The following is a 25,511-nucleotide window of genomic DNA, read 5'->3' on the forward strand; positions in this document are numbered from 1 at the left end:
AATATATGCAAGGCAAGAACAGTTCTGGACACGGTTTGGCACTCAACGAACAGTTGACCGTTGTGCTGATATCTCACGAACGCCCGGCGTTTCTGCGCAGGGCCGTGCGTTTCTACAGCACCCTGCCGTGCAGGATTCTGGTGCTGGACTCGTCCGCCGAGGCATTGCCGGGTGTGGCCGGGCAATTTGCCAACGTGGATTATCAGCACCTGCCGCAGTTCGGCTATTGGGGCATTCGCGCCAAACTGGCCTACGGTATCGAGCAGTTGCAGACCCCTTACATGGTGTTCGCCGCCGACGATGACTTCCTGGTGCACGATGCCTTGCACGAAGCCGTTGCCTTCATGGACGCCAACCCCGATTACAGCATGTGCCACGGCTACAGCATGATGTACCTGGCACTGGCCAACGGCGTCAGTTACTACCGTCGTGACAAGAAAGTCTGCGAGGACTACTCGGCCGATCTGGCCCAGGATCGCCTGGTGGATTACATGTACCAGTACCTGCCACCGTTCTACGCGGTGCAGCGCTCCGACATCATGCGCGACTGGTACAAGGCGATGCCCGAAGACACGATCTTCCAGTGGCAGGAAGTCGGTCACACGTACTACATGCTGGCGCGGGGCAAGGCACGGATTCTGCCGATCCCTTACGTTGTGCGTGAAATCAACTATCAGCACTCCGACCACAGCACCGAGATTTTCCACTCGCTGGCGTACACCGACGCCAAGTCCGTCGCCGAGCGCGAGGCCTTTGCCGAGTTTCTGGCCGGCCTGCCGACGCAAGTCCGGCATGAAAGCCCGGAGCAAGGCAAAGCCTTTGTCCTGAAGAGTTTCGAGGCGCTGGCCGACAGCCTGCGCACCGGTCGCGCACTGACCGCCGAGCTGATTCTGGAATCGGCGTGGACCAACATCGAGGCCGGCCCGCAGCGCCGCTTCGGCCCGAAACAGTACGTCGAAATGCCGTTCTACAATCAGGCGTTTTTCGATCAACTGACCCACTTCGAGTTTCTGTTGCACGCCATGCCGGCCGGGCGCATTCAGTTGCAAGGGCTGGAGGGCATCTGGGCCCGTCAGGAGAACCTGATGCTGGCCCGCAACAACGACACGCCGGAAAGCGTGGTGGACCGTTTGTGGCAAGCCCACGACAGCAACGTGTTCAACCGCACCGTGATCAAGCGTCTGGTGGCGCAGTTGCAATTGCTGGGTGAAGACGAGGACGCCGAAAAACTGCGTGAGTGGAATGCGCGTCTGGAAGCGGCATCGCTGGAAGGCAATCAGGCGACATTCAGCAAAATGCGCACCGGCCGGTTGCTCAAATGGCTCGATGCGCGTCAGCCCGATGACGAACAGGCCGGGGCGATTGCCCGCGACCTGGCAGCCAATGGCGGTGGTCCGCAGTTCGGCATTTTCCTGCTCGACCTGGATAACGACATCGACAAGTTGCAGGTCACCCTGGACAGCTTGCTCGAAGGTCACAGCAAGGCGTTCAAAGTGGTGGTGTTCACCACGGGCGAACCGCCGGCGGCGACCACCGCGCAGAACACCCTGCACTTTGTGCGGGTCTCGTCCGGCAACTTCGTCGACAAGCTGAACCAGAGTGTTCGTCAGTCGCCGTGCGACTGGCTGCTGCTGGCCGAAGCGGGCGACGAGTTCACCGCTGGCGGTCTGCTGCGCGCCGGTCTGGAACTGGCGTCGGCCGAAGGTTGCCGCGCGGTGGCCACCGATGAAATCCAGCGCAACGCCGAAGGCGCCCTGGTGGATGTGTTCCGTCCGGGCTTCAACCTCGACCTGCTGCAAAGCCTGCCGGCGCTGATGGCGCGGCACTGGCTGATCCGTCGCGAGGTGCTGATCGAGGCGGGCGGTTATCAGGCGGACTTCAGCAAGGCGCTGGAATTCGATCTGCTGCTGCGCATCATCGAACAGGGTGGCCTGGGCGGTCTGGCGCACCTCGACGAGCCGCTGCTGATCACTCGCAGTTCGGTCCTGGAAGAAAACGCCGACGAGCGTCAGGCCCTGCTGCGTCACCTGGGCAATCGTGGCTACAAGGCCAAGATCACCTCGAAGGAACCGGGCACCTATCAGATCGATTATCGCCATGCCGAACAGCCACTGGTGTCGATCATCCTGCCGGCCAGCGATGATCTGCCGGCCCTGCAACGCTGCCTGGACGGTGTGCTGCTGAGAACCCGCTACACCCGCTATGAAGTGTTGCTCGCAGCCCGACCGAATCAGTCGGCGGCCGTCAACGACTGGCTGGGCACCTTGAACCACGCCAAGGTCCGCGTTCTGCACGCCGATCAGCCGCTTGGCGATGCGGCCCTGTGCAACGCTGCCAGCCAAGAGGCGCAGGGTGAATACCTGGTGCTGATGGCGGCCGACAGTGAGGTGGTCAACCCGAACTGGATCGAGTCCTTGCTCAACCATGCTCAGCGTCCTGAAGTCGGTATCGTCGGGCCGAAACTGGTCGATCGCGATGGGAAAATTTCCCAGGCCGGTCTGATTCTCGGCAAGGAAGGCACCGTCGGTTCGGCCTTCATTGGCGAGAAGCACGACGCCGAAGGTTACATGCACCGTCTGCAGGTTGATCAGAACTACTCGGCCGTATCGGGCGTGTGCCTGATGGTGAACAAAGAGTTGTTCGACGCCCTGGGCGGTCTGGACACCGAAAGCTTCGGCGACGGTTTCAGCGATGTCGACCTGTGCCTGAAGTCCGGTCAGGCCGGTTACCTCACTGTGTGGACGCCGCTGGTCCAGGTGCTTCATGGCGGGCAATTGCCACAAGCGCCACAGGCGCTGGAAGCACTGGCTGAAAAATGGTCCTCCGTCTTCGCTCAGGACCCGGCCGGCAACCCGAACCTGATCCTGAACGGCAAAGACTTTGCTCTGAACGAGCGTGCTGCGGTGAACTGGGCGCAGTGGCTCGGCTGACGCCTTGGGGCACAGGAAACAGGACTCTAGACATGTTCAACGGTAAATCGATTTTCATCTCCGGTGGCACCGGCTCGTTCGGGCGCAAGTTCATTGCGCGCCTGCTCGAGCAATACCAGCCCAAGCGGGTGGTGGTGTTCTCCCGGGATGAACTCAAACAGTACGAGATGCAGCAGACGTTCAACGCGCCGTGCATGCGTTACTTCCTCGGTGACGTGCGCGACGCCGAGCGTCTGCGCCAGGCCATGCGCGGCATCGATTACGTGGTGCACGCCGCGGCGTTGAAACAGGTGCCGGCGGCGGAATACAACCCGACCGAGTGCATTCGCACCAACGTCAATGGCGCGGAGAACATCATCGCCGCCGCCATCGACAACGGCGTGAAGAAAGTCGTCGCGCTGTCCACCGACAAGGCGGCGAGCCCGATCAACCTGTACGGCGCCACCAAGTTGCTGTCGGACAAATTGTTCGTCGCCGCCAACAACATTGCCGGTGAGCAACAGACGCGTTTTGCCGTGGTTCGCTACGGCAACGTGGCGGGCTCGCGCGGGTCAGTGGTGCCGTTTTTCAGCAAGCTGATTGCCGATGGCGCGACAGAGCTGCCGATCACCGACGAGCGCATGACCCGTTTCTGGATCACCCTCGATCACGGCGTACAGTTCGTCCTCGACAGCTTTGCGCGGATGCACGGTGGTGAAGTGTTTGTGCCGAAGATCCCGTCGATCCGTGTGGTCGATCTGGCTCGCGGCATGGCCGAGCATCTGCCGCACAAGAACGTCGGCATCCGTCCGGGCGAGAAGCTGCACGAACTGATGGTGCCGTTGGACGATGCGCGGATGACCCTGGAGTTCGCCGATCACTACACCATCCAGCCGTCGATTCGTTTCACCAGCGTCGATGTGGATTTCGCCGAAGACAAACTCGGCGAGCGTGGCGTGCCGGTCGGTGAAGATTTCGAATACCGCTCCGACACCAACCCGCATTTCCTCTCGGTGGGGCAGATCGCCGACCTGCACGCGAAGCTGTCGGTATGATTCCCTACGGTCGGCAAAGCCTCGACCAGACGGACATCGACGCGGTCGTCGAGGTGTTGCAGTCCGACTGGTTGACCCAGGGGCCGACCATCGAGCGCTTCGAACAGGCAATGGCCGAGCGTTGCCAGGCCGATTTCGCGGTCGCGGTGTGTAACGCCACGGCAGCGCTGCACATTGCCTGCCTGGCGGCGGGGCTGGGAGCGGGCGACCGCCTGTGGACCACGCCGAACACCTTTCTCGCGTCGGCCAACTGCGGCCGTTACTGCGGCGCCGACGTTGACTTCGTGGACATCGATCCGCTGACCTGGAACCTCGATGCCGAGGTGCTGGCCGGCAAACTCGAAGCCGCCGAGCGCGACGGCAGCTTGCCCAAAGTGCTGGTGGCGGTGGCGTTTTCCGGGCAGAGCTGCGACATGCGGCGAATCGCCGAACTGGCCGAACGCTACAACTTCACCGTGATCGAAGACGCTTCTCACGCCGTCGGCGCAAGCTACGCCGGGCGCCCGGTGGGTTGCGGTGAGTTCGCGGCGATGACCGTGTTCAGTTTCCATCCGGTGAAGATCATCACCAGCGGCGAAGGCGGCATGGTGCTGACCAGTCGCCCGGAGCTGGCCGAGCGTCTGCAACGCCTGCGCAGCCACGGCATGACCCGCGATCCACAGCAGATGACCGAGCCCAGTCACGGGCCGTGGTATTACCAACAGGTCGAGCTGGGTTTCAATTATCGGATCACCGATCTGCAAGCTGCGCTGGGCTTGTCACAGCTGAGCAAGCTGGACGATTTCATCGCCCGTCGTCGGGAACTGGCCGCGCGATACGACCGCTTGCTGGCGTATTTGCCGGTCACCGTGCCGAGCATCCAGCCGGACGCCGAATCGGCCTGGCACCTGTACGTGGTGCGCTTGCAGACCGAGCGCATCAACCTCAGCCACCGTCAGGTGTTCGAAGGCTTGCGCGCGGCCGGCATCGGCGTGAACCTGCACTACATTCCGGTGCATCTGCAGCCGTACTATCGTGAACTGGGTTTCGCCGAGGGAGACTTTCCCGAGGCCGAGCGTTATTACGCCGAAGCGATCAGCCTGCCGCTGTTTCCGTTGCTGAGCGATCAGCAGCAGGATTACGTGGTCGAGCAATTGCGTCGATTGACTGAATAAGTGCCGCTGCGGCGGTGGATGGAAAACGGCAATGCGTGATCTGAGCGAGCAGGAACAATTCTGGCAGGGCGAGTTCGGCAACCAGTACGTCGACCGCAACGTCGGGCAACCGCTGGTGGCGGCCAATCTGGCGTTGTTCGCCAAAGCGCTGACCCGGGCTGGACGGATCGACAGCCTGCTGGAGCTGGGCACCAACGCCGGCAACAATTTGCAGGCGCTGCGTCAGCTGTTGCCGCGCTGTGAGTTGTTCGGCGTCGAGATCAATGCCAGCGCCTGTGCCCAGGCGCGTGCGCTGGAGATTGCGAACATCTGGCACGGCTCGCTGTTCGATTTCCCCCGCGAGCGCCGCTACGACCTGACGCTCAGCAAAGGCGTGCTGATTCATCTGGCCCCGGAGCTGTTGCCGACCGCCTATACGCAATTGTACGAGCTGAGCCAGCGCTACATCCTGATCGCCGAGTACTACAATCCGTCGCCGGTGGAAGTGTCCTATCGCGGCAACAGCGGCAAGTTGTTCAAGCGCGATTTCGCCGGGGAAATGCTCGATCGCTATCCCGATCTGCAACTGCTGGATTACGGCTTTGGTTATCACCGTGATCCGCAATTCCCGCTGGACGACGTCACCTGGTTCCTGCTGGAAAAACGCCCTTGAGCAACGTCGCAATCATCCCGGCCCGCGGCGGAAGCAAACGCATTCCGCGCAAGAACCTCAAACCGTTCGACGGTGTGCCGATGATTGCCCGTTCGATTCGCACAGCGCTGGATTCGGGATTGTTCGACCAGGTGGTGGTCAGCACCGATGACGAAGAGATCGCCGAACTGGCGCAGGCCCATGGTGCACAGGTGCCGTTCTTGCGTCCGGCGGAGCTGGCCGATGATTTCACCGGCACGGCTGCGGTGATCGTGCATGCCTTGCAGCAACTGCCGGCCTTCGATTACGCCTGCTGCGTGTACGCCACGGCGCCGTTGTTGCAGGCGCGGTTCCTGCGTCAGGGACTTGAGTTGTTGGAAAAGCATCCCGACAAGTCCTTTGCCTTTTCGGTCACTGATTTCGGCTTTCCGGTGCAGCGTGCCTTGACCCTTGACGGGCAGGGCGCGCTGACGGCGTTGTACCCCGAGTTTCGCAACACCCGTTCGCAGGATCTGCCGGCTGCCTTTCAGGATGCCGGCCAGTTCTACTGGGGGCGCAGCGAGGCCTGGCTGCGTGGCGAGATTCTGTATTCGCCGGTTAGCCTGCCGGTGATCCTGCCCCGGCATCTGGTGCAGGACATCGACACCGCTGAAGACTGGAAGCGCGCCGAATACCTCTACGCCGCACTCAAGGCCGGCGGAGAGCTGCAATGAGAGTACTGATCCGTGCCGACGCCTCGCCCACCATCGGTAGCGGCCATATCGCCCGTTGCCTGACGCTGGCACGGGTGTTGCGCGCCCAGGGCAGTCACGTCGCGTTTGCCTGTCGTCGCTTGCCGGGCCATCGGCTCGATGCGTTGCAGGGCGAAGGCTTCGAGACGTTCGCCTTGCCGGATCGCTACGCCGGTGAAGACCCGGAACAGGCCATCGAGTCGATGCTGCCGTGGCAGGCGGATATCGATGCACTGGCGACGCAACTGGAAGGTCAGGCCGAATTCGACTGGATCATCGCCGACCACTACGGCCTCGATCATCACTGGCAGACCGCGGCCCGTCGCTTCGCACCACGGATCGCCGCCGTCGACGATCTGGCGACCCGCCGTTACAGCGTGGATCTGCTGCTCAATCAGAACCTCTCCGGTCTCAGCGAAAACTATCAGCCACTGCTGCCGGCAGGTTGCCGAACGCTGCTTGGTCCGCGCTTTGCCATGTTGCGCGAAGAGTTCAGCGGCCCGGTCATCGAGATCAAACCCGTGGCGCGACGGGTGCTGGTGAACTTCGGCGGCTTCGACGCTGCCCGCCAGACCCACCACGCGATGCTGGCGCTGGCGGATTTTTCCGGGCTTGAAGTGGACTTCGTCGCCGGTGCCGACAACCCGGCATGGGCGCAGATGCAGGCACTGGCCGCAAGCCGGCCGAACTGGCGCCTGCACAGTTTCGTCAGCGATTTTCATCGGCGCATGACCGAGGCCGACCTGTTCATCGGCGCTGGCGGTGGCACCAGTTGGGAACGCGCGGCCATGGGCCTGCCGACCATCTGCATCGCGGTGTCGAACAACCAGCAGGCCAACGGCGAGGTGATGGCCGCGGCCGGGGCGCATGTGTTCATGGGCGCGCGGGAGCAGGTCAGCGTCGAACAACTGCGTGATGCCGTCGGTTTTGTCGTGGGCAACTTTTATCTGCGCCAGAGCCTGGCCGAGCGTTCGCGGCAACTGGTCGACGGGCGCGGCGCGCTGCGGGTTGCGGCGGCACTGGCCGGCGCGGTGCTCACGCTGCGGGGCGCGACGCTGGACGATGCGCAGGTGTTGTTCGACGGACGCAACGCCGACGCTGTGCAGCGCTGGTCGGTGAAGAGTGGCGCGATCGAGTGGTCGCAGCATCTGAACTGGTTGAGCGCCAGTCTGCGCAATCCTCAACGGCTGTTGTTGATCGCCGAGGCCGATGACGGCCCTGTCGGTGTGTTGCGCTACGATCTGCGCGGCTTTGAAGCCGAGGTTTCGCTGTATCTGCTGGAGGGGCGTTTCGGTCTCGGCTGGGGCAGGGCGCTACTGACGCGGGGCGAGGCGTTCGTCACGGCGCACTGGCCGCAATTGACCGCAATCAGCGCACAGGTGTTGCCGGCCAATCGGGCCTCATTGAATGTATTTCGTGACGCCGGGTTCACCCAAAGTGCCTGCGCGTTCACCAAGGATTTGAAGGAACACCGTTCATGAACAGTTTCAAGATTGGCGATCGCCTGATCGGTGCCGACGCACCGCCGTTCATCATTGCCGAAATGAGCGGCAACCATAACCAGTCGCTGGACGTCGCCTTGCAGATTGTCGAGGCGGCGGCCAAGGCCGGTGCCCATGCCTTGAAGCTGCAAACCTACACCGCTGAAACCATGACGCTGGATCTGGCGGAAGGCGAATTCTTCATCAAGGATCCGAACAGTCTGTGGGCCGGCACGTCCCTTTACGACCTGTACGAAAAGGCCCACACGCCCTGGGAATGGCACGCACCGATCTTTGCCCGGGCCAAAGAACTGGGCATGCTGGCGTTTTCGACGCCGTTCGATGACAGCGCCGTGGATTTTCTTGAAAGCCTCGACGTGCCGGCCTACAAGATCGCCAGTTTCGAAAACACGGATCTGCCACTGATTCGCCGTGTGGCGGCGACTGGTAAGCCGCTGATCATTTCCACCGGCATGGCCAGCATCGCCGAGCTCGACGAAACCGTACGCGCTGCCCGTGAAGCCGGGTGCAAGGATCTGGTGCTGCTCAAGTGCACCAGCACCTACCCGGCAACGCCGCTCAACAGCAATGTGCGCACGATCCCGCATCTGCGTGAGTTGTTCGGTTGTCAGGTGGGGCTGTCCGATCATTCGATGGGCGTTGGTGTGTCGGTGGCGGCTGTGGCACTCGGTGCGACGGTGGTTGAAAAGCACTTCACCCTCGACCGCGCGGCGGGCGGGGTGGATGCCAGTTTCTCGCTGGAGCCTGCGGAAATGGCCGCTCTGGTGCTGGAAACCGAGCGCGCCTGGCAGGCTATGGGTCAGGTGCATTACGGCGTGACCGAGGCTGAGAAAAAGTCTCTGGTCTACCGTCGGTCGCTGTACGTCACGGCCGACATGGCGGCCGGTGAACCCTTCACGGCGGCCAACGTGCGCGCCATTCGTCCTGGTCTCGGTCTGCCGCCCAAGCACACCGACGCCGTCCTCGGCCGCCGCGCGCGCGCGCCGATCAAACGCGGCACGCCGCTGGACTGGTCACTGGTCGAATAACCCGATCTGCACCGATTCGGCAAAATAGCGTGACCTGCGAGTCATAACGCGCATCTTCACTGTATTGTATTGACCGGGGAGATGGCGCCTGGCCCGTTATCGGTTGCAGTGATAGCCCTTTACGCTCCCCGTGGCTGCCCGTTGTGGCGGCCGTTTTCTGTTTGTCGGCGCCCCTCGAAATCCTTGCGAGCGGTGGTATTGGGCTGTTTATTATTGGGAAGCCGTAATGATTGGCATAAAAAGCATTGCGAGCTACGTTCCTGTAGCCGGCGTGGACAATTACGCACAAGGTGCAAAATTCGAGAAGGATGAAGAATTCATCCTCGGCAAGATCGGTTCGGCCTTCCTCCCACGTAAAGACGCGGAACAGGAAACCTCCGATCTGTGCGTTGAAGCGGCCAATGCGCTGTTTGCCAACAACCCTGAACTGAAACGTGAATCCATCGATGCACTGATCGTCGTCACCCAGAACGGTGACGAAGAAGGCTTGCCGCACACCGCTGCGATCGTCCAGGACAAGCTCGGCCTGCCGACCAACGTCGCCGCGTTCGATATTTCCCTGGGTTGCTCCGGTTACGTCTATGGGATCTACGCGATCAAGGGCTTCATGGAAGCCGCCGGCCTGAAGAACGGTCTGCTGATCACCGCCGACCCGTATTCGAAGATCGTCGACCCGGAAGACCGCAACACCACCATGCTGTTCGGCGATGCCGCTACCGCGACGTGGATGGGCGAAAATCCGGCCTGGGCGCTGGGCAAGGCCAAGTTCGGCACCGACGGTTCCGGTGCGCCGCACCTGAAAGTCACCGATGGCGTGTTCTTCATGAACGGTCGTCAGGTGTTCAACTTTGCGCTGCTGAAAGTCCCGGCGCACTTGCATGAGTTGCTCGACGATTCCGGCCTCAAGGCCGATGACATCGATGCATTCTGCATTCACCAGGGCAGTGCGGCGATTGTCGATGCCGTGGCACGACGCTTCGAAGGCGAGCCGGAGAAGTTCATCAAGGACATGGTCGAGACCGGTAACACCGTGTCGTCCAGCGTTCCGCTGCTGCTGGAAAAACACGTGCTGGATTCCGACTGGCAGCGCATTGCGATCAGTGGTTTCGGCGTCGGTCTGTCGTGGGGTTCGGCGATTATCTATCGTCCTTGAAGCGGCGAAAAACGACGGATACAAAAATAGCGTTCAAGGGTTAACCTTGAACGCTATTTTTTTGCCTGAATGGAGCGTGAGGCACCATGAGCGAATTCTTCCAAGCCAACGCTGAAGTCATCGAGCGACGCTGGCCGGCACTGTTCGCACGGTTGATGAACGAAGACAGTTCGGCGATCGAAGCCGAGCTGACGCAGGGGCTCGGTTCGACGCTGAGCATCGGCGGGATTCAGCTCACCAGTCGCCATGACCGCCTCCACGAAGCCCGGATCCAGGCCGCCAGCCTGCCGGCGGACAAGCCGCAATTGCACGTCTACGGCACCGGTCTCGGGGATTTACCGGCGGTACTGCTGGAGCGCGCCGGGCTTGAGCGACTGTATGTGCACATTCTCAATGGCGCGCTGTTCGCCCTGGTGTTGCAACTGATCGATCAGCGGCAGTGGCTGGAAGAGGCGCGGGTAGAGCTTCTGTACGCCGGAGACCTGACGGACATCTGCACGCCGTTTTTTGCCTTGCCGACTGAAATGCTGCTGGCCGATGACTTCAACGCGAAGATTCGTGATCGGCTGGTCAGCGAGGTGCACCTGAGTTTCAACAATCGTGAGTTCGATCCGCATTCGCCCGTCATTCTGCAGCGTTTGCAGGACTGCCTGCCGGTGCTGCTGGCTGACGATGATGTGGCGCAATTGTTCGGTACTTGTGCCGGCCGGGAAGTCTACGTGATCGGCACCGGGCCGACGCTTGAGCAGCATTTCGAGCGACTCGCAGCGATCCGTGAGCGCGACGAGCGCCCGCTATTCATTTGCGTGGATACCGCTTACCGACCGCTGCGCGAGCACGGGATCGTGCCCGACTATGTGGTGAGCATCGATCAGCGCATCAGCTTTCGGCATTTGCCTTTCGAAGAATCCGACGGCATCCCGCTCGTGTATCTGCCCATGAGCGACCCTGAGGTATTGAGGGCCTGGAAGGGCAAGCGCTACGGCGGCTATTCGCTCAGCCCGGTCTATGCGGCGTTGCGAGAGCAACATCCACGGGCGCTGCTGCATGTGGGCGGCAGCGTGATTCATCCGGCGGTGGATCTGGCGGTGAAGATGGGGGCGGCGCGGATCACCCTGTTCGGTGCCGACTTCGCGTTTCCGATGAACAAGACCCACGCCGGCTGGCGTGATGGTGATCTGGGGCCGTCGGTGAACCAGGCACGGCACTGGGTGCGTGACGGCTTCGGCGAGCGCGTCAGTACGCAGCTCAATTTCCGCGGCTATCTGTGTGTGCTGGAGCGTTACATCGCCAGCCAGCCCCAAGTCGAGTTCTTCAACAGTAGTCGCGCAGGTGCGTTGATCGCCGGGACGCGCTTCAACCAGGAGTTCGTGCAATGAGTGCGCTGCAAGGCTGTGTCGACGAATGCCGGCGGTGTGCCGGCCTGTTTCGCCTGGGGCGTGATGTCGAAGCGGCGCTGGACATGGTCGATGTATTCGAGGGCGCGCAGCAGTTGCTGGTGTCCGCCTCGCCGGATATCCAGCAGTCGTGGGCGCACCTGCTCACACAAATGCTCGATTGCCAGGAGCGTCAGGACTGGCTCGGGCTTGCCGACTTCATGGAGTACGAGTTGATCCGGTTGCTGGAAAGTTCTGCGGCTTGAGGAAAGCCGACAGCGCTGGCCCGCAGGTTTGCGCGGCGGACGGTTTTATGGCGTCATTTTTTCGCAGGTAAAGTGCTGCTAAGTCTTTGTTTTCAGGGGGGTGGCAGGGTGATGGCAAAAATTTTCAAAAAAGCCCTCAAGCAACCTGCAAACCCGACGATAACTATTACGAAGGTTCTCTAGGCCATACCCGGCGGTTGCCAGGGCCGGAAGCCGCAGTACCCAACCAACGAGGAATTCGTCATGGCTTTAACAGTAAACACTAACACCACGTCGTTGAACGTTCAGAAGAACCTGAACCGCGCCTCCGACGCTCTGTCGACTTCGATGCAGCGCCTGTCTTCCGGCCTGAAAATCAACAGCGCTAAAGACGACGCTGCTGGCCTGCAAATCGCTACCCGTATGTCCTCGCAGATCCGTGGTAACACTCAGGCGATCCAGAACGCCAACGACGGTATCTCCGTTGCTCAGACCGCTGAAGGCGCTCTGCAAGCTTCGACCGACATCCTGCAGCGTATGCGTGAACTGGCTGTTAAAGCTCGTAACGGTACCAACGGCACTGCTGACCAGACCGCAACCAACGCTGAATTCGCTCAGATGTCTGACGAAATCACCCGTATCTCGGCTGCTACCAACCTGAACGGCAAAAACCTGCTGGACGGTTCGGCTGGTACTGTGACCCTGCAAGTTGGCGCCAACACTGGCTCCGCCAACCACATCGACCTGGTACTGAGCGGCAAGTTCGACGCCGTCAGCCTGTCGGTAGGTAGCGGTACTGTTGTTCTGACCGGTGCTACTTCGGCTGCCGCCGCTTCGAACATCGACAACGCGATCACCGCGATCGACGCTGCAATTGCGAACATCAACGCCACTCGCGCCGCTCTGGGTGCTTCGCAAAACCGTCTGACCAGCACCATCCAGAACTTGCAGAACATCACCGAGAACACCACTGCTGCACAAGGTCGCGTACAAGATACCGACTTCGCCGCAGAGACTGCTAACCTGACCAAGCAGCAAACCCTGCAACAGGCTTCGACCTCTGTTCTGGCTCAAGCCAACCAACTGCCTTCCGCTGTACTGAAGCTGCTTCAGTAATTTCGGAATGAGTTTTGGCGGGGGAGTGCGCTTGTCGTGCTCTCTCGCTTTTTCACGTTAGGAGGTGATGAGCATGGACATGAGCGTAAAGCTTAACGTGACTTATCCGGCTCCCAAGCCAGCCAATACTGTCACTGACAAGCCCTCGGAAGCGAAGCCGCAGGCTGCTGACGCCGTTACTGCCGTGAAAGACAGTCAGGAAACGGATGAAAGCAAATTGAAGCTGGCGGTGCAGGAGATCGAAAAGTTCGTACAGTCGATCAAGCGCAATCTGGAATTCTCGATTGACGAGCATTCCGGGAAAGTCATCGTCAAGGTGATTGCAAGCGAGACGGGCGAGGTCGTACGACAGATCCCCTCCGCAGAAGCGCTGAAGCTGGCAGACAGCCTCGCCAACGCGAGTCACGTGTTGTTCGACGCCAAAGTCTGATAGCTGGCATGAATAGTGTTTGAAGTTCTTTAGGCGCCGACAAGGGTCAAAAGACTGGCAACAACCCCAAGGGAGATGCACATGGCAAGTCCAATTTTACCGGGTACGGGCCTGGGCTCCGGCCTGGACATTGGTGCGATCGTTACTGCGCTGGTCAATGCCGACAAGTCGCCGAAGCAGACGCAGATCGATGCCACGACCAAAACCAACACGCTGAAGATCTCCGGTATCGGTACGCTGAAGAGTGCGCTGACGACATTCCAGACGGCGATGGCCAACCTAGGCAGCAAGACCAACCCTGCGTTTTCCGGTTACACCGCCACGTCGGCGACTCCGACTGTTCTGGGCGTGACTTCGGATAACACCGCAGTATCGGGTACATACAGCGTAGTTGTGCAGAAACTGGCCACAGGCTCGAAAGTAGCCAGTGCATCCTTTGCCGGTGGTGCTGCCAGTGCCATTCCGAGTGGTACCCTGAAAATCAGTCAGAATGGCACTGATTACAATGTCGCGATCCCGGCGAACGCGACTTTGCAGAGCACTCGCGATGCAATCAACTCGGCTCAGGCTGTCAATGGTATTTCCGCGAACATCGTGACCGACAGCTCCGGATCTTCTCGTCTGGTGATCAGTTCGAGCAAGACGGGTGCGGGTTCTGATCTGACAGTCAGCGGTATTGCCGGTCTTGAGATCGATGGTACCCAGCCGATGGGGGCGACCCCGGCACCAGGTGCCTCCGGCTCGGTCAATGGCCTGGCACAGGATGCGCAGCTGACCATCGACGGTCTTCAGGTAAGCAGCAAGAGCAACACGGTCACTGGCGCCATCAGCGGTTTGACGATGAACCTGCTGACTGTTCCTGCTACGGCCGGAACACCGGTTACGGTAACCGTTGATGCCAACACCAAGGGTTTGCAGACGTCCGTTCAGTCTTTCGTCGACGCCTACAACACCCTGAAGAGCACCATCGATACGCTGTCTAAGGCAACGCCGGACGAAAATGGCAAGCTGACCGTTCAGGCGGCGTTCACCGGTGATTCCCTGCCGCGTTCGCTGATTGCCGACATTCGTGCGCAGTTGACTGCTCCGAGCGCCACGGCCGGTACCTCGATGGCCTATCTGTCGCAGATGGGGGTCATGACCGACAAGCTCACCGGTAACCTGACGTTCGATACCGTTGCGTTCAACAAGGTCATGTCCACGCCAGGCATGACCGGCAAGGTCCAGGACATGTTCACCGGCACCAACGACACCAATGGTCTGTTGACGCGCATGAGCAAGGCGGTGGATCCGTATCTCAAGCCATCGGCTGATGGCAAGACCACTACGGGTCTGCTTGATCAGCGCATGACGATCCTGAACAACAACACCAGGAACCTTACCAACCAGCAACTGGCGCTGGACCTGCGGGTCGCCAACCTGACCAAGACGTTGACTGCCAAGTACAACGCCATGGACTTGCTGGTAGGGCAGATGAAGGCCACGGCGAGCAACATTACTTCGTTCTTCAGCTCGCTGAACGCTCAGCAATCTGCGAAGTAACATGCAAGCGCGACAAAAACCCGGCTACGCTTTCGAGCGTGTGCCGGGTTTTTGTCTTATGGTCTAAAGTTTTTCGACTCGCAGGCGATACACTGTTCATACGAGTCATTGTGGCAAATGAGGTAGAACATGAATCCGATGTTAGCCCTTCGGCAATACCAGAAAGTTGGCGCCCACGCTCAGACGTCCGAAGCGAGCCCTCACCGACTGGTGCAAATGCTGATGGAAGGCGGCCTGGACCGCATCGCTCAGGCCAAGGGTGCGATCGAGCGCAAGGATATTCCAGCCAAGTGCACGTCGATCAGCAAGGCGATCGGGATCGTCAGTGGTCTGCGTGAGGGCCTGGACCTGGAAAAGTCCGCGGACACGCTGGCTGATCTGGATGGCCTTTATATCTACATGATGAAGCGTCTTGCCGAGGCGAACATCAGCAGCGACCCGCGTATTCTGGACGAGGTCGCCGGCTTGCTGAGCACGGTAAAAGAAGGCTGGGACGCGATCGCTCCTGCGCCCGCTCCTCAGTTCTAAGGAGATCACCATGAGTCTTGTATTGCAGCGAATCGAAGAAACCCGAGAGGCGTTGGTCGGTGCCCTGGCCGAGCGCAACTGGGAGGCCATCGGTCAATTGGATCTCGATTGCCGTTCCTGCATGGAAGATGTCTTGAGTGAAGCTTCGCTGGATGAAGTGGCACTGCGTGACAATCTTGAGGAGTTGCTGCATGTCTACAAGCAGCTTCTTGAGGTCGCCATGGGTGAGCGGCAGGCGATAGTCGACGAGATGTCGCAGATCACCCAAGCGCAGAGCGCGGCAAAGGTTTACCATCTGTTTGGTTAATTAACCCTCAGTTAATCCAGACATGTGCGCCATAAATTTGACTGTGCACGGTTTTTTGACTTAACTAGTGGCTGTTTTCAGATTTCAGGCGTCTACAGGCACAAGGTGTCCTGCAAGCGTCTCGCTTGCCCCTCGTTTCGGGCATTGAGTTGACTAGGGAAGTTGCTATTGCATGTGGCGTGAAACCAAAATTCTGCTGATCGATGACGATAGCGTCCGCCGCCGCGACCTGGCGGTGATTTTAAATTTTCTTGGCGAAGAAAATTTACCCTGCGGAAGCCATGACTGGCAGCAGGCAGTCGGCTCTTTGTCGTCTAGTCGTGAGGTCATTTGCGTACTGATCGGGACGGTCAATGCTCCTGGTGCGCTCTTGGGCCTGTTAAAGACACTCTCAACCTGGGATGAGTTCCTTCCGGTTTTGCTGATGGGCGATAATTCTTCGGTGGACTTGCCCGAAGACCAGCGCCGCCGGGTGCTTTCGACCCTCGAAATGCCGCCGAGCTACAGCAAACTGCTGGACTCCCTGCACCGTGCCCAGGTCTATCGCGAAATGTACGACCAGGCCCGCGAGCGCGGCCGTCATCGCGAACCCAACCTGTTCCGCAGTCTCGTCGGCACCAGCCGGGCGATCCAGCATGTGCGCCAGATGATGCAGCAGGTGGCCGACACCGACGCCAGCGTGCTGATCCTCGGCGAGTCCGGCACCGGCAAGGAAGTGGTTGCGCGCAACCTGCATTACCATTCCAAGCGTCGTGACGCGCCGTTCGTGCCCGTCAACTGCGGGGCGATCCCGGCAGAGCTGCTGGAAAGCGAGCTGTTCGGCCACGAGAAGGGTGCCTTCACCGGTGCAATCACCAGCCGTGCCGGCCGCTTCGAGCTGGCCAATGGCGGTACGCTGTTCCTCGATGAAATTGGCGACATGCCGCTGCCGATGCAGGTCAAGCTGCTGCGCGTATTGCAGGAACGCACCTTCGAGCGCGTGGGCAGCAACAAGACCCAGAGCGTCGACGTGCGCATCATCGCCGCGACCCACAAGAATCTCGAAAGCATGATCGAGATCGGCACCTTCCGCGAAGACCTCTACTATCGCCTGAACGTGTTCCCGATCGAGATGGCGCCGCTGCGTGAGCGCGTCGAAGACATTCCGCTGTTGATGAACGAACTGATTTCGCGGATGGAGCACGAGAAGCGCGGTTCGATCCGTTTCAACTCCGCCGCCATCATGTCCCTGTGCCGCCATGGCTGGCCGGGCAACGTTCGCGAGCTGGCCAACCTGGTGGAGCGCATGGCGATCATGCATCCGTACGGGGTGATCGGTGTGGTCGAGCTGCCGAAGAAGTTCCGCTACGTCGACGACGAAGACGAGCAAATGGTCGACAGCCTGCGTAGTGATCTGGAAGAGCGCGTGGCAATCAACGGCCACACGCCTGACTTCACTGCCAACGCCATGCTGCCGCCGGAAGGCCTGGATCTGAAGGACTACCTCGGTGGTCTGGAGCAGGGGCTGATCCAGCAGGCGCTGGATGATGCCAATGGCATCGTGGCCCGTGCTGCCGAACGCCTGCGCATTCGCCGCACCACGCTGGTGGAAAAGATGCGCAAGTACGGCATGAGCCGGCGTGAAGGTGATGAACAGGCGGATGATTGACGCCTGTTTTTCAACGGCTTCATTTATAAGCAGTTTTTTTTTAGGCACGGGTATTGCTACGTCCCTCGCAACGTTCCGTTTAACTGACGGTCAGCCAAGCGAGAGAGCACAATGCCCCAAGCCTCCCAGATGTCTTCTGTTCCCGAGTCCTCGGGGCAACTGCCGTCCGTAGAGCAGGCCAGTCGGCAGGGTCTTGAGCAGGCGTTCGCGCTGTTCAACCAGATGTCGAGTCAATTGACCGATTCCTACAGCATGCTTGAAGCGCGGGTCACCGAGCTCAAGGGCGAGTTGGCCGTGGTCAGCGCCCAGCGCATGCAGGAGCTGGCGGAAAAAGAACGTCTGGCCAACCGTCTGCAAAATCTCCTCGATCTGTTGCCCGGTGGCGTCATCGTCATCGACGGTCATGGCATCGTGTGCGAGGCCAATCCGGCCGCCATCGATCTGCTCGGTTTACCCCTCCAGGGCGAGCTGTGGCGCCATGTCATCGCACGCTGCTTCGCGCCTCGTGAAGACGACGGTCATGAAATCTCCCTGAGAAACGGTCGGCGCCTGTCGATTGCCACCCGCTCGCTGGATGCGGAGCCCGGGCAATTGGTGCTGCTCAACGACCTGACTGAAACCCGTCACTTGCAGGATCAGCTCGCACGCCACGAGCGGCTGTCGTCGTTGGGGCGCATGGTCGCCTCGCTGGCTCATCAGATTCGCACGCCGCTTTCCGCCGCGCTGCTGTATGCCAGTCATTTGACTGAGCAGGCGCTGCCGGTCGCCACTCAACAACGTTTTGCCGGGCGTCTCAAAGAACGTCTGCATGAGCTGGAGCATCAGGTGCGCGACATGCTGGTGTTCGCTCGCGGTGAATTGCCGCTGACCGACCGCATCACGCCCAATGCCCTGATGCAGTCGTTGCAGGCCGCCGCGCTGACCCATGTGCAGGATCTGCCAATTCGCTGGCAGTGCGACAGCCATGCCGGTGAGTTGCTGTGCAATCGCGATACGCTGGTCGGAGCCATCCTCAATCTGATTGAAAACGCGATTCAGGCCAGTGGCGGTGACGTGCGCCTGAAAGTGCATTGCTACACCCGCGACAACACCCTGCGCCTGTGCGTCAGTGATAACGGTGGCGGTATCGAACCGGCGGTGCTGGCGCGGCTGGGCGAGCCGTTTTTCACCACCAAGGTCACCGGCACCGGCCTGGGCCTGACCGTGGTCAAGGCCGTGGCCCGTGCTCATCAGGGACAATTGCAGCTGCGCTCGCGGGTCGGGCGCGGCACGTGCGCGCAGGTGGTCCTGCCGATGTTTTCCGCTGTACAGGGAGCTGAGTGAAAGTCATGGGCATCAAGGTTCTGCTGGTCGAGGATGACCGTTCATTGCGCGAGGCGCTGGCCGATACGTTGCTGCTGGCCGGCCACGATTATCACGCAGTGGGTTCGGCCGAGGAGGCGCTGAAGGCAGTGGAGTGCGAGGCGTTCAGTCTGGTGGTCAGCGACGTCAACATGCCCGGTATGGATGGTCATCAGTTGCTCGGCCTGCTGCGCGCCCGCCAACCGCAATTGCCGGTGTTGCTGATGACGGCCCACGGCGCCGTCGAGCGCGCGGTCGATGCCATGCGCCAGGGCGCGGCGGATTATCTGGTCAAGCCTTTCGAGCCCAAGGCACTGCTGGATCTGGTCGCGCGCCATGCCTTGGGCAATCTCGGTACAGCCGACACGGAAGGGCCGATCGCGGTCGAGCCGGCCAGTGCGCAGTTGCTGGATCTGGCAGCGCGGGTGGCGCGCAGTGATTCCACCGTGTTGATTTCCGGCGAGTCCGGCACCGGCAAGGAAGTGCTGGCGCGCTACATTCACCAGCAGTCCCATCGTGCCCGTCAGCCATTCATTGCGATCAACTGCGCGGCGATCCCGGACAACATGCTCGAAGCGACATTGTTCGGTCACGAGAAGGGTTCGTTCACCGGCGCCATCGCGGCGCAGGCCGGCAAGTTCGAGCAGGCCGATGGCGGCACCATTCTGCTCGATGAAATTTCCGAAATGCCTCTGGGCTTGCAGGCCAAGCTGCTGCGGGTGCTGCAAGAGCGCGAGGTGGAGCGGGTCGGCGCGCGCAAGCCGATCACCCTCGATATCCGTGTGGTCGCGACCACCAACCGTGATCTGGCGGGCGAGGTGGCGGCGGGGCGGTTCCGTGAAGACCTCTACTATCGTCTGTCGGTTTTTCCGTTGGCCTGGCGTCCGCTGCGTGAGCGGACCGCCGATATCCTGCCGCTGGCCGAGCGTCTTTTGGCCAAACACGTCAATAAAATGAAGCATGCAATGGCGAAGTTCTCGCCCGAGGCGCAGGCGTGCCTGATCGGTTATCCATGGCCGGGCAACGTGCGCGAGCTGGACAACGCGGTCCAGCGGGCGTTGATTCTGCAGCAGGGCGGCCTGATCCAGCCGCAGGATTTCTGCCTCTCGGGCCCTGCGCTGTTCGCCCCGTTGCCGGTGGCAGTGCCGACTGCGCCAGTCATTCGTGAAGTCGACATCGAGGCGGATTCGGCCGGGGCGCTGGGCGATGACCTGCGTCGTCGTGAGTTCCAGATGATCATCGACACCCTGCGCACCGAGCGCGGACGACGCAAGGAAGCCGCCGAAAAACTCGGTATCAGCCCGCGTACGTTGCGCTACAAACTGGCGCAAATGCGCGATGCCGGGATGGACGTCGAAGGGTATCTGTTCGCCACCTGACGGGTGGCGCAAACGTTTGAAAACGCATTTCTCGAAGCGGTGCCCGTGAGCTGGCACCGTTGTTGCTAACACCTGAGTACCCGCCGAGTGAGTGTCAAAAAATTGCGGGCCGCCCAAGAGAGTAGACCATGAGCCAAGGTATTGAAATTAATCGGTTGATGACGGACATGAAGGCCATGCAAATGGACGCCATGTCGAAGCCGAAATCGACTGCCGCCGTCCCTGAAGTGGCGGGCAGCAGCTTTTCCGACATGCTCGGTCAGGCCATCAACAAAGTGAACGATACCCAACAGGCTTCGAGCCAATTGGCCAACGCGTTCGAAATCGGCAAGAGCGGCGTCGATTTGACGGACGTGATGATTTCCTCGCAGAAGGCCAGCGTGTCGTTCCAGGCTCTGACCCAGGTGCGCAACAAACTGGTTCAGGCTTATCAAGACATCATGCAGATGCCGGTTTAAGGACGAGATTGAGTCATGGCAGAAGCAGTCGCCGATAACGTTCCGGCCAAGGCCACCCCGATAGACGGCAAACCGCCGCTGTTCGGCCTGTCCTTCCTGGAAAACCTCTCCGAGATGACCATGCTGCGTCAGGTGGGCCTGTTGGTCGGCCTGGCTGCGAGCGTGGCGATTGGCTTTGCCGTGGTGCTGTGGTCGCAGCAACCGGACTACCGGCCTCTGTACGGCAGCCTTGCCGGTATGGACGCCAAGCAGGTCATGGACACTCTGGCCTCCGCCGATATTCCGTACACCGTTGAACCGAATTCCGGCGCCTTGCTGGTCAAGGCCGATGACCTGTCCCGTGCGCGACTCAAACTCGCGGCCGCTGGTGTCACTCCCAGCGACGGCAATATCGGTTTCGAGATTCTCGACAAGGAACAGGGTCTGGGTACTAGTCAGTTCATGGAAGCGACCCGTTATCGTCGCGGCCTCGAAGGCGAACTGGCTCGCACCATTTCCAGCCTGAACAACGTCAAGGGCGCGCGCGTTCACCTGGCGATCCCGAAAAGCTCGGTGTTCGTACGTGACGAGCGCAAGCCAAGCGCTTCGGTACTGGTCGAGTTGTACTCCGGTCGTTCGCTGGAGCCGGGTCAGGTCGTCGCCATCATCAATCTGGTGGCCACTTCCGTCCCTGAGCTGAGCAAGTCGCAGATCACCGTCGTCGACCAGAAGGGCAACCTGCTGTCGGATCAGGCGGAAAACTCTGAAATGACCATGGCCGGCAAGCAGTTCGATTACAGCCGCCGCATGGAAAGCATGCTCACCCAGCGTGTGCACAATATTCTGCAACCGGTACTGGGCAACGATCGTTACAAGGCTGAAGTGTCGGCCGACGTCGACTTCAGTGCCGTCGAATCGACCGCCGAACAGTTCAATCCGGACCAGCCGGCGCTGCGCAGCGAACAGTCGGTCAACGAACAGCGTACTGCCAGCAATGGCCCGCAAGGCGTTCCGGGTGCCCTGAGCAACCAGCCGCCGTCGCCAGCCTCGGCGCCACAAACCACCGGCGGTGCAGCAACCTCGACGAGCATGGTGCAACCGGGCCAGCCACTGGTTGATGCCAACGGTCAGCAGATCATGGACCCGGCCACCGGCCAGCCGATGCTCGCGCCGTACCCGGCAGACAAGCGTCAACAATCCACCAAGAACTTCGAACTCGACCGTTCCATCAGCCACACCAAGCAGCAGCAGGGTCGTCTGAATCGCCTGTCGGTGTCGGTGGTGGTGGACGATCAGGTCAAGATCAACCCGGCCAACGGCGAAACCACCCGTGCGCCGTGGAGCGCCGACGAATTGGCGCGCTTCACTCGCCTGGTGCAGGACGCGGTCGGCTTCGACGCCAGCCGTGGCGACAGCGTCAGCGTGATCAACATGCCGTTCTCCGCCGAGCGCGGTGAAGTGATTGCCGACATTCCGTTCTACTCCCAGCCATGGTTCTGGGACATCGTCAAACAAGTGCTGGGTGTGTTGTTCATCCTGGTGCTGGTGTTCGGCGTGCTGCGTCCGGTGCTCAACAACATCACCGGTGGCGGCAAAGGCAAGGAACTGGCCGGTCTGGGCGGTGACGTGGAACTGGGTGGCATGGGCGGTCTGGACGGTGAATTGTCCAACGATCGTGTCAGCCTCGGCGGCCCGACCAGCATCCTGCTGCCGAGCCCGAGCGAAGGCTATGACGCTCAGTTGAACGCAATCAAGAGTCTGGTGGCAGAAGACCCGGGTCGTGTGGCCCAGGTCGTGAAAGAGTGGATTAACGCAGATGAGTGATAACCGAGCCGCCGTCGCCAAACTGTCCCGGGTCGATAAAGCCGCGATTCTGCTGCTGTCCCTGGGTTCGACCGATGCTGCACAAGTGCTGCGCCACATGGGCCCCAAAGAGGTTCAGCGAGTCGGCGTGGCCATGGCCCAGATGGGCAACGTCCACCGTGAGCAGGTCGAGCAGGTCATGAGCGAGTTCGTCGACATCGTCGGCGACCAGACCAGCCTGGGCGTCGGCTCCGACGACTACGTGCGCAAAATGCTCACCCAGGCCCTGGGTGAAGACAAGGCCAACGGCCTGATCGACCGCATTCTGCTGGGCGGCAACACCAGTGGCCTCGACAGCCTGAAATGGATGGAACCGCGCGCCGTTGCCGACGTGATCCGCTACGAGCACCCGCAGATCCAGGCGATCGTGGTCGCGTACCTCGATCCGGATCAGGCCGGTGAAGTGCTGGGCAACTTCGACCACAAGGTGCGTCTGGACATCATCCTGCGCGTCTCGTCGCTGAACACCGTGCAGCCGGCGGCACTGAAAGAATTGAACCAGATCCTCGAGAAGCAGTTCTCCGGCAACTCGAATGCCTCGCGCACCACCCTGGGTGGCATCAAGCGGGCGGCGGACATCATGAACTTTCTCGACAGCTCGATCGAAGGCCAGCTCATGGACTCGATCCGCGAAGTCGACGAAGACCTGTCCGGTCAGATCGAAGACCTCATGTTCGTGTTCAACAACCTGGCCGATGTCGACGACCGCGGTATCCAGGCGCTGTTGCGCGAAGTGTCCTCCGATGTGCTGGTGCTGGCCCTCAAGGGTTCGGACGAAGGCGTCAAGGAAAAGATCTTCAAGAACATGTCCAAACGTGCTGCCGAACTGCTGCGCGACGACCTCGAGGCCAAAGGCCCGGTGCGCGTCAGCGACGTGGAAACCGCGCAGAAGGAAATCCTCACCATCGCCCGCCGTATGGCCGAAGCCGGAGAAATCGTGCTCGGTGGCAAGGGCGGCGAGGAAATGATCTAACACCATGGGCAAGAACGACGACGATGTAACGGACCTGATCCGTGCCCGGGACGTCCGCGGTTTCGAAACCTGGGCGATCCCGAGTTTCGATCCGCCGGCACCGGAACCCGAGCCGGAACCGGAGCCCGAACCGCCGGAAATGGAAGAAGTGCCGCTGGAGGAAGTCCAGCCACTGACCCTGGAAGAACTCGAAAGCATCCGTCAGGAGGCTTACAACGAGGGCTTCGCCATCGGCGAAAAAGAAGGTTTCCACAGCGCCACCCTCAAGGTGCGCCAGGAAGCCGAGGTGGTCCTGACGGCCAAGGTCAACGGCCTTGAGCAGTTGATGGCGAACCTGTTCGAACCCATCGCCGAACAAGACACCCAGATCGAAAAATCCCTGGTCGACCTCGTGCAGCACATCGCCAGACAGGTGATTCAGCGCGAACTGGCCATCGACTCGACGCAGATCGAACACGTCATGCGCGACGCCCTCAAGCTGTTGCCGCTGGGCGTGGGCAATGTGCGGCTGTACGTCAATCCGCAGGACTTCGAACAGGTCAAAGCCCTGCGCGAACGTCATGAGGAAACCTGGCGTATCGTCGAGGACGAATCGCTGCTGCCGGGCGGTTGCCGGGTCGAAACCGAACACAGCCGGATCGATGCGAGCATCGAAACCCGCGTCAGCCAGATCATGGCCAAGCTGTTCGATCAATTGCACGAACAAGCCCTGCACCCGGCCGCGCCGGACATGAGTCTGGACTTGCCGGAAACGCCGAAGCCGGCGCCTGTCACCGACGAGCCGCTCGCGGACGCCCCCGATGCGCCTTGAACGCACCAGTTTCGCCAAGCGCCTGAGCACCTACGCTGAAGCCGCCGAAATTCCCGGTGCGCCGATTCTCGAAGGGCGCCTGCTGCGCATGGTCGGCCTGACGCTCGAGGCCGAAGGCTTGCGCGCTGCAATGGGCACCCGCTGCATGGTGATCAACGACGACAGCTATCATCCGTCGCAGGTTGAAGCCGAAGTCATGGGTTTCTCTGGCAGCAAAGTTTTCCTGATGCCTGTTGGCAGTGTTGCCGGTATTGCGCCGGGCGCCCGTGTGGTGCCGCTGGCCGATACCGGTCGCTTGCCGATGGGCATGAGCATGCTCGGTCGCGTGCTGGACGGCGCCGGACGTGCGCTGGACGGCAAGGGCGGCATGAAGGCCGAAGACTGGGTGCCGATGGACGGCCCGACCATCAACCCGCTCAACCGTGACCCGATCAGCGAACCGCTGGACGTCGGCATTCGTTGCATCAACGGTTTGTTGACGGTCGGTCGCGGCCAGCGTCTGGGCCTGTTCGCCGGTACCGGCGTCGGTAAATCGGTCTTGCTCGGCATGATGACCCGCTTCACCGAGGCTGACATCATCGTCGTTGGCCTGATCGGTGAGCGGGGTCGAGAAGTTAAAGAATTCATCGAGCACATCCTCGGTGAAGAAGGCCTCAAGCGTTCGGTGGTGGTTGCATCCCCTGCGGACGACGCGCCACTGATGCGTCTGCGCGCGGCGATGTACTGCACGCGGATCGCCGAGTATTTCCGCGACAAGGGCAAGAACGTCCTGTTGCTGATGGATTCCCTGACCCGTTTCGCCCAGGCCCAGCGGGAAATCGCCCTGGCCATCGGCGAGCCGCCGGCGACCAAGGGTTACCCGCCTTCAGTGTTCGCCAAACTGCCGAAACTGGTGGAGCGCGCCGGTAACGCGGAGAAGGGCGGGGGTTCGATCACTGCCTTCTACACCGTATTGTCCGAGGGCGATGATCAGCAGGACCCGATTGCCGACTCGGCGCGAGGCGTGCTCGACGGCCACATCGTGTTGTCCCGGCGTCTGGCCGAGGAAGGTCATTACCCGGCCATCGATATCGAAGCGTCGATCAGCCGGGTGATGCCGGCGGTGGTATCGCCGGAGCACATGACCCGTGCGCAGTACTTCAAGCAGTTGTGGTCGCGCTATCAGCAGAGTCGCGATCTGATCAGCGTCGGTGCCTATGTTGCTGGCGGTGATCGTGAGACGGACCTGGCCATCAATCTGCAACCGCAACTGGTCAGATACTTGCGTCAGGGCCTGAACGACAGCATCAGCCTGGGTGAAAGCGAGGCGTACCTCGAAACGATTTTCGCCCCTGCGGCCGGCGGGTAACCGG

General features: G+C 60.9%; 23 protein-coding genes. All 23 read left to right on the top strand.

Features of this window, described 5'->3' with window-relative positions; translation table 11 throughout:
• The first annotated feature begins 5 nt into the window (after nucleotides 1-5).
• Nucleotides 6-2,930, top strand: a complete 2,925-nt coding sequence (locus AC1RR7_RS27695) for a glycosyltransferase family 2 protein (RefSeq protein WP_493158812.1) — start codon at nucleotides 6-8, stop codon at nucleotides 2,928-2,930.
• A gap of 32 nt (nucleotides 2,931-2,962) precedes the next feature.
• Complete coding sequence (gene pseB / locus AC1RR7_RS27700; protein WP_096822197.1) at nucleotides 2,963-3,964, top strand: UDP-N-acetylglucosamine 4,6-dehydratase (inverting); 1,002 nt, start codon at nucleotides 2,963-2,965, stop codon at nucleotides 3,962-3,964.
• Nucleotides 3,961-5,118, top strand: a complete 1,158-nt coding sequence (gene pseC, locus AC1RR7_RS27705; protein ID WP_493158813.1) for a UDP-4-amino-4,6-dideoxy-N-acetyl-beta-L-altrosamine transaminase — start codon at nucleotides 3,961-3,963, stop codon at nucleotides 5,116-5,118. Before pseB ends, pseC begins: the two co-directional genes overlap by 4 nt.
• Nucleotides 5,119-5,149: 31 nt before the next feature.
• Complete coding sequence (locus AC1RR7_RS27710) at nucleotides 5,150-5,770, top strand: pseudaminic acid biosynthesis-associated methylase (protein ID WP_493158814.1); 621 nt, start codon at nucleotides 5,150-5,152, stop codon at nucleotides 5,768-5,770.
• Nucleotides 5,767-6,462, top strand: a complete 696-nt coding sequence (gene pseF, locus AC1RR7_RS27715) for a pseudaminic acid cytidylyltransferase (RefSeq protein WP_493158815.1) — start codon at nucleotides 5,767-5,769, stop codon at nucleotides 6,460-6,462. The genes AC1RR7_RS27710 and pseF overlap by 4 nt, the downstream gene beginning before the upstream one ends.
• Complete coding sequence (gene pseG, locus AC1RR7_RS27720; RefSeq protein WP_493158816.1) at nucleotides 6,459-7,961, top strand: UDP-2,4-diacetamido-2,4,6-trideoxy-beta-L-altropyranose hydrolase; 1,503 nt, start codon at nucleotides 6,459-6,461, stop codon at nucleotides 7,959-7,961. The genes pseF and pseG overlap by 4 nt, the downstream gene beginning before the upstream one ends.
• Nucleotides 7,958-9,010, top strand: a complete 1,053-nt coding sequence (pseI, locus tag AC1RR7_RS27725; protein WP_096822192.1) for a pseudaminic acid synthase — start codon at nucleotides 7,958-7,960, stop codon at nucleotides 9,008-9,010. Before pseG ends, pseI begins: the two co-directional genes overlap by 4 nt.
• A 226-nt stretch (nucleotides 9,011-9,236) precedes the next feature.
• Nucleotides 9,237-10,163 (top strand): ketoacyl-ACP synthase III, encoded by a 927-nt coding sequence (locus AC1RR7_RS27730; RefSeq protein ID WP_096822191.1) that lies wholly within the window; start codon nucleotides 9,237-9,239, stop codon nucleotides 10,161-10,163.
• A gap of 86 nt (nucleotides 10,164-10,249) precedes the next feature.
• Nucleotides 10,250-11,542 carry a motility associated factor glycosyltransferase family protein gene (locus AC1RR7_RS27735; protein ID WP_102620334.1) on the top strand — a complete coding sequence of 431 codons (1,293 nt, stop codon included), beginning with the start codon at nucleotides 10,250-10,252 and terminating at the stop codon, nucleotides 11,540-11,542.
• Nucleotides 11,539-11,805: a hypothetical protein gene (locus tag AC1RR7_RS27740; protein ID WP_096822189.1), complete on the top strand. Its 267-nt coding sequence runs from the start codon at nucleotides 11,539-11,541 to the stop codon at nucleotides 11,803-11,805. Before AC1RR7_RS27735 ends, AC1RR7_RS27740 begins: the two co-directional genes overlap by 4 nt.
• 243 nt (nucleotides 11,806-12,048) lie before the next feature.
• Nucleotides 12,049-12,900 carry a flagellin domain-containing protein gene (locus AC1RR7_RS27745; RefSeq protein ID WP_064594348.1) on the top strand — a complete coding sequence of 284 codons (852 nt, stop codon included), beginning with the start codon at nucleotides 12,049-12,051 and terminating at the stop codon, nucleotides 12,898-12,900.
• A gap of 73 nt (nucleotides 12,901-12,973) precedes the next feature.
• Nucleotides 12,974-13,330, top strand: coding sequence for a flagellar protein FlaG (locus tag AC1RR7_RS27750; protein WP_096822188.1), 357 nt, complete (start codon nucleotides 12,974-12,976; stop codon nucleotides 13,328-13,330).
• 81 nt (nucleotides 13,331-13,411) lie between these two features.
• Nucleotides 13,412-14,872: a flagellar filament capping protein FliD gene (gene fliD, locus AC1RR7_RS27755; protein WP_096822187.1), complete on the top strand. Its 1,461-nt coding sequence runs from the start codon at nucleotides 13,412-13,414 to the stop codon at nucleotides 14,870-14,872.
• Between the two features lie 129 nt (nucleotides 14,873-15,001).
• Nucleotides 15,002-15,400, top strand: a complete 399-nt coding sequence (gene fliS, locus AC1RR7_RS27760) for a flagellar export chaperone FliS (RefSeq protein ID WP_102620336.1) — start codon at nucleotides 15,002-15,004, stop codon at nucleotides 15,398-15,400.
• Between the two features lie 10 nt (nucleotides 15,401-15,410).
• Nucleotides 15,411-15,707, top strand: a complete 297-nt coding sequence (gene fliT, locus AC1RR7_RS27765) for a flagellar protein FliT (RefSeq protein WP_096822185.1) — start codon at nucleotides 15,411-15,413, stop codon at nucleotides 15,705-15,707.
• A 172-nt stretch (nucleotides 15,708-15,879) separates the two neighbouring features.
• A complete protein-coding gene (locus tag AC1RR7_RS27770) occupies nucleotides 15,880-17,355 on the top strand; it encodes a sigma-54 dependent transcriptional regulator (protein ID WP_003222863.1) in 1,476 nt (491 codons plus the stop codon).
• Between the two features lie 111 nt (nucleotides 17,356-17,466).
• The gene (locus AC1RR7_RS27775; protein ID WP_493158817.1) at nucleotides 17,467-18,678 is read left to right on the top strand and encodes a sensor histidine kinase; all 1,212 of its coding nucleotides are present in this window, start codon (nucleotides 17,467-17,469) and stop codon (nucleotides 18,676-18,678) included.
• Nucleotides 18,679-18,683: 5 nt separating this feature from the next.
• Nucleotides 18,684-20,075 (top strand): sigma-54-dependent transcriptional regulator, encoded by a 1,392-nt coding sequence (locus tag AC1RR7_RS27780; protein WP_493158818.1) that lies wholly within the window; start codon nucleotides 18,684-18,686, stop codon nucleotides 20,073-20,075.
• Between the two features lie 128 nt (nucleotides 20,076-20,203).
• The gene (gene fliE / locus AC1RR7_RS27785; protein ID WP_096822182.1) at nucleotides 20,204-20,533 is read left to right on the top strand and encodes a flagellar hook-basal body complex protein FliE; all 330 of its coding nucleotides are present in this window, start codon (nucleotides 20,204-20,206) and stop codon (nucleotides 20,531-20,533) included.
• Nucleotides 20,534-20,548: 15 nt separating this feature from the next.
• Nucleotides 20,549-22,336 carry a flagellar basal-body MS-ring/collar protein FliF gene (gene fliF, locus AC1RR7_RS27790; RefSeq protein ID WP_102620339.1) on the top strand — a complete coding sequence of 596 codons (1,788 nt, stop codon included), beginning with the start codon at nucleotides 20,549-20,551 and terminating at the stop codon, nucleotides 22,334-22,336.
• Nucleotides 22,329-23,348 (top strand): flagellar motor switch protein FliG, encoded by a 1,020-nt coding sequence (gene fliG, locus AC1RR7_RS27795; RefSeq protein WP_007958288.1) that lies wholly within the window; start codon nucleotides 22,329-22,331, stop codon nucleotides 23,346-23,348. The genes fliF and fliG overlap by 8 nt, the downstream gene beginning before the upstream one ends.
• A gap of 4 nt (nucleotides 23,349-23,352) precedes the next feature.
• On the top strand, nucleotides 23,353-24,159 hold the full coding sequence (gene fliH / locus AC1RR7_RS27800) for a flagellar assembly protein FliH (protein ID WP_192560094.1): 807 nt from the start codon (nucleotides 23,353-23,355) through the stop codon (nucleotides 24,157-24,159).
• On the top strand, nucleotides 24,149-25,507 hold the full coding sequence (gene fliI, locus AC1RR7_RS27805) for a flagellar protein export ATPase FliI (protein WP_096822179.1): 1,359 nt from the start codon (nucleotides 24,149-24,151) through the stop codon (nucleotides 25,505-25,507). The genes fliH and fliI overlap by 11 nt, the downstream gene beginning before the upstream one ends.
• Nucleotides 25,508-25,511 lie beyond the last annotated feature (4 nt).

This window comes from Pseudomonas sp. GW821-FHT11G12, assembly GCF_058808055.1.